Consider the following 4991-nt stretch of genomic DNA (forward strand, 5'->3'; position numbering starts at 1 on the left):
CCAGCGTGGCCCGCTTCACCTACTGATCCGCCCGGGAGGGGCCACGTCGGCCCCTCCCGGCCCTCGACCACGCCATCCCGACCCGAACCGAGGACCCCCGCCCATGAGCACCCCGGGGCACATCACGCCCCAGCCCCACTGGTACCGGGACCGCAGCGTCCGGACCCGCATCGCGGCCCTCACCGCCGTCCTCCTCCTCGGTCTCCTGGCCTCCACCGTGACCGGCCTGGTCAACGGGCAGCGGACCGACCGGCTGAACGCCCGCGTGGACGACGCGGTGGCCCTGCAGCAGCAGCTCGAGGCCGCCCGCTACGACCTGCTGTGGGCGGCCAACTGGCAGAACATCACCGCCTGGAAGGCCCGCGTCGACGGCGGCGCCGCGGCGGCCGCGCCGGACGGCGACAACGTCGCCGCCTACCGGGACGGCGCGACGGGCTTCGAGCAGCTGTTCGCCATCGACCGCTCGCTGCTGGACGACGCCGGCCGCGACAGCCTCGACACCATCGAGGCCAACTGGGCGGCGATGAGCGACTACAACGACCAGATCTTCGCCCTGTGGCAGCAGGGGCGCCTCGACGAGGGTGACGCCCTGTCCACCGGCGACAAGTGGGACGTGTTCTACGTGCTCGACCAGGCGATGAGCGATCTGGCCGCCTCCGTCGACGGCGTCGTGGCCGGCGCCCGCGCCGAGGCCGAGGACGCCGCCGCGCAGACCTCGCTCGTCGCCGGGTCCACCGCGGTCGTCGTCACCCTCCTCGGCCTGCTCCTGGCGTGGGTGGTCTCGGGCCAGATCACCCGCGGCGTGCGCGAGGTGCGCGACGGTCTCGTGCGGCTGGCCGACGGCGACCTGGCCGTGCGGCTGCCGGTCCGCGGGCGGGACGAGACCGGCCAGATGGCCGCCGCGCTCAACCAGGCCGCCGGTCAGATGTCGACCACGGTCACGGACATCGCCGCGGCCGCCGACGCCGTGGCGTCCTCGGCCGAGGAGCTGTCCGCCTCGTCGGCGCAGATCTCGGGGTCGGCGGAGGAGACCTCCGCGCAGTCCGGCATCGTCGCGGGCGCGGCCGAGGAGGTCTCGCAGAGCGTGGCCACCGTCGCGGCGGGCGCGGAGCAAATGGGCGCGTCGATCCGGGAGATCGCCGCCAACGCGGCCGAGGCCTCGGAGGTGGCGGCGCGGGCGGTGTCGGCGGCGGAGACGACGACGGCCACGGTGGCCAAGCTGGGGGAGTCCTCGGCCGAGATCGGCAACGTGGTGAAGGTGATCACCTCGATCGCCGAGCAGACCAACCTGCTGGCGCTCAACGCCACCATCGAGGCCGCCCGCGCCGGCGAGGCCGGCAAGGGCTTCGCGGTGGTCGCCAACGAGGTCAAGGAGTTGGCGCAGGAGACCGCCAAGGCGACCGAGGACATCGCCCGGCGGGTGCAGGCCATCCAGGGCGACACCACGGCGGCGGTGACCGCGATCGGGGAGATCTCCTCGATCGTGGCGCAGATCAGCGACCGGCAGACCACCATCGCCTCGGCGGTGGAGGAGCAGACCGCCACCACGAGCGAGATGTCGCGGTCGGTGGCCGAGGCGGCCGGCGGGACGACGGAGATCGCGACGAACATCTCCGGGGTCTCCGCCGCCGCGGGCGCGACCACGCGGGCGCTGACCCGCACCCGGAGCACGGTGGAGGAGCTGACCCGCATGGCCACCGATCTGCGCACCTCGGTGACCCGCTTCAGGTACTGACCGCTCCGACGGCGACCGACCCCGGTCGCGCGGCCCCGCGGGGGGCTGCGCGACCGGGGTCGTCGCATTTCCGCCGGCCTCCGGGAATGGTCACCGCACCGCGGTGTCGACAATTCTACCCGGCTTCTCCGCAACATTGCAAAATGGTCGCGACACAGATCGCGTGCGCGTTCGGGTCGTGGAGCCCATCTACGTTCTCGTGTGTAGCGACCGTGCGCCGAGCCGGCCGATTGCTCGACCCATTCCCAGCGCGCCAGCAGGAGTCCCCGCCATGCCCCTCACCACCACCTCCCGCCGACGTGGCGGTTGGTTCGCCGACCGCCCGATCGGCGTGAAGATCGGTGCCGTCGTCGCCCTCCTGGCGGTCGTCGTCCTGGCCACCAACGTGCTCGCGGTCTCCCGCATCGGCGACATGCGGGAGAGCCAGGAGCGCATCTACACCGAGAACCTCGAGCCGCTCAACGCGCTGTCCGCCGTCCAGCGGGCCACCGCCGCGCACCGGGCACGGGTGCTCGAGTACGCCGTCTCCGACCCGGCGCGCCGCCTGGAGCTGCTCGGGGAGATGGACGAGAAGCAGGCCGACGTCGACGCCGCCCTGGCCGAGTACGAGGCCTTCGTGATCGACCGCGCCGCGATGGACGCCTACCTCGAGGCGCGCGCCGAGTTCCTGGAGTCCAACGCCACCCAGCTGTTCCCCGCAGCCGACCGCGGCGACCTGGCCGGCTACGCCGCGCTCTACCGCGAGGTGTCCAGCCCGCTCCTCACCGAGATCGCCGACGCCCTCGAGCAGGAGGGCGTGGCACAGTCCGCCGAGGCCGCCGCCCGCAATGCCGAGACCGAGCGGGAGGCGGGCGCCGCGATCACCACGCTGCTGGTGACCGCGCTGCTCAGCGTCCTGCTGGCCGCCGCCGCGACGGTCGTCGTCGTGCGCCGGCTGGTGGGCACGGTGCGCTCGGTCCAGCGCACCGCCGAGGCCATGGCCCGTGGGGATCTGACGGTCGTCACCGACGTCGAGTCCGACGACGAGCTGGGCCGGATGGCCGCCGCGCTCGACGCCGCCCAGGCCGGGCTGCGCGACGTGCTCGCCTCGGTGGTCGCCTCCGCCGACGCGGTCGCCGCGTCCTCGGAGGAGCTGTCGGCGTCGTCGGCGCAGATCGCGGCCTCCGCGGGGGAGACCTCGGCGCAGTCGGGCGTGGTGGCCTCCGCGGCGGAGGAGGTCTCGCGGAACGTGCAGACCGTGGCCGCCGGCGCCGAGGAGATGGGTGCGTCGATCCGGGAGATCGCCAGCAACGCGGCCGAGGCCAGCCAGGTGGCCGCCCGTGCGGTGGACGCCGCGGCGAACACGACGGCGACGGTGGCCAAGCTCGGCGACTCCTCGGCGGAGATCGGCAACGTGGTGAAGGTGATCACCAGCATCGCCGAGCAGACCAACCTGCTCGCGCTGAACGCCACCATCGAGGCGGCCCGGGCCGGGGAGGCCGGCAAGGGCTTCGCGGTGGTGGCCAACGAGGTCAAGGAGCTGGCGCAGGAGACGGCGAAGGCGACCGAGGACATCGCCCGGCGGGTGCAGGCGATCCAGGGCGACACCACCGCGGCGGTGGCGGCCATCGACGAGATCAGCACGATCGTCGCGCAGATCTCCGACCGGCAGACCACCATCGCCTCGGCGGTGGAGGAGCAGACCGCGACCACCAGCGAGATGTCGCGCTCGGTCGCGGAGGCCGCCGGCGGCACGGGGGAGATCGCGGTGAACATCACCGGGGTGTCCTCTGCCGCCGACTCCACGACGCAGGCCCTGACGCAGACGCGCAGCGCCGTCGACGAGCTGTCCCGGATGGCCGCCGACCTGCGCACCAGCGTCGCCCGCTTCACCTACTGAGCGCTGCCCACGGGAGAGGGCGCCCGGCCATTCCCCGGGCGCCCTCATCCATTGTGCGCCCCCGGGCGGGGAATGCGTCACCATGTCGACTCGGCGGTGCGCCCAGAACGGTCACCAGCATTTCTCCGAGGTGCGGCGCGACACGCCCGTGAACTGTGTGTCCAACCTTTCCACGCCCTCTAGCGTCTGACGCATCGTCCTGTGGAGAGCCGCATCCGGCACTGTCCGAGGTTCTCCCCCCGTTCCCGTAGGAAGTGAATTTCCGTCATGGACACCAGCACACCCGCCCGCCGTTCCCGCATCGGTGTCCGCGGCTCGATCCTGGCCGTCGGCGCCGCCGGCATGGCCGCCGCCATCGCCGTCGGCGGCTCCGGGCTGGCCGGCCTCGGGGGCGCCGGGTCCACGCGGCAGGAGGTCGCCGCGCTGAACGACGCCCTGGGTCACTCCCAGGCGATGGAGTTCTTCAACGCCGATGTCAGCGGCTGGCAGACGGCGTACGCCTGGGACGCCAGCCGGGTCGGGGCGCTGCAGGCGGTGGCCCCGGACAGCGCCAACCGGGCCGGCTTCCTCGACGTCAGCGACCGGCTCCGCGACGAGCTGGAGGCCATGCCGCGCGAGGTCCTGACGGCCGAGGAGGCCACCGTCTACGACGAGATCGCGACGAAGTGGGACGACTTCTTCGCCGTGGACGACCAGGTGGTCGCCCTCTACGCGCAGAACACGCCGATGGGCAAGAACGCCGCAGACGAGCTGATCCTGGGTGACGGCTACGCCATCTACTTCGAGATCATCACGCTGACGACCGAGCTCAAGGAGTCGCTGCAGGAGCGGGTCGTCATGGCGACCGACGCCGCCGCGGCGCAGGAGACACGCACCCGCTGGACCATGATCGCCATCGTCGTGGCGGGGGCTCTGCTGGTCCTGGGCGCCGCACTGGCTGTGGCACGCCGCATCGTGCGGCCCCTCGACGCGGTCGTCTCGGTCGCGCGGGCCATGGCCGGTGGGGATCTCACCCGCAGCACCGGGGTGCATCGGGACGATGAGGTGGGTCGAGCGGCCGCCGCCATCGACGCCGCGGTGGCCGACCTGCGCGGGGTGCTGGCGGCGGTGGCCGGGTCGGCGGATGCGGTGGCGGCGTCGTCGGAGGAGCTGAGTGCCTCGTCGGCGCAGATCTCGGCGTCGGCGGAGGAGACCTCGGCGCAGTCCGGGGTGGTGGCCTCCGCGGCGGACGAGGTCAGCCGGAACGTGCAGACCGTGGCGGCCGGGGCGGAGCAGATGGGCGCGAGCATCCGGGAGATCGCGACCAACGCCGCGGAGGCCTCCGACGTGGCGGCGCGGGCGGTGTCGGCGGCGGAGACGACGACGGCGACGGTGGCC

General features: G+C 73.2%; 3 protein-coding genes. All 3 read left to right on the forward strand.

The genetic code is table 11. From position 1 onward, the window contains the following. Positions 1-103 precede the first annotated feature (103 nt). A complete protein-coding gene (locus MY520_RS27685) occupies positions 104-1735 on the forward strand; it encodes a methyl-accepting chemotaxis protein (protein WP_436695914.1) in 1632 nt (543 codons plus the stop codon). Between the two features lie 271 nt (positions 1736-2006). Continuing rightward, positions 2007-3614: a methyl-accepting chemotaxis protein gene (locus MY520_RS27690; RefSeq protein WP_436695915.1), complete on the forward strand. Its 1608-nt coding sequence runs from the start codon at positions 2007-2009 to the stop codon at positions 3612-3614. Positions 3615-3881: 267 nt separating this feature from the next. Further along, on the forward strand, positions 3882-4991 hold a 1110-nt coding region (locus tag MY520_RS27695; protein ID WP_436695916.1), incomplete at its 3' end, for a HAMP domain-containing protein.

Source organism: Geodermatophilus sp. CPCC 205506 (assembly GCF_051383635.1).
Lineage (GTDB): Bacteria > Actinomycetota > Actinomycetes > Mycobacteriales > Geodermatophilaceae > Geodermatophilus.

Coding starts and splice junctions, on each gene's coding strand:
- MY520_RS27685 (WP_436695914.1), top strand. CDS start 104: ATGAGCACCCCGGGGCACATCACGCCCCAGCCCCACTGGTACCGGGAC.
- MY520_RS27690 (WP_436695915.1), top strand. CDS start 2,007: ATGCCCCTCACCACCACCTCCCGCCGACGTGGCGGTTGGTTCGCCGAC.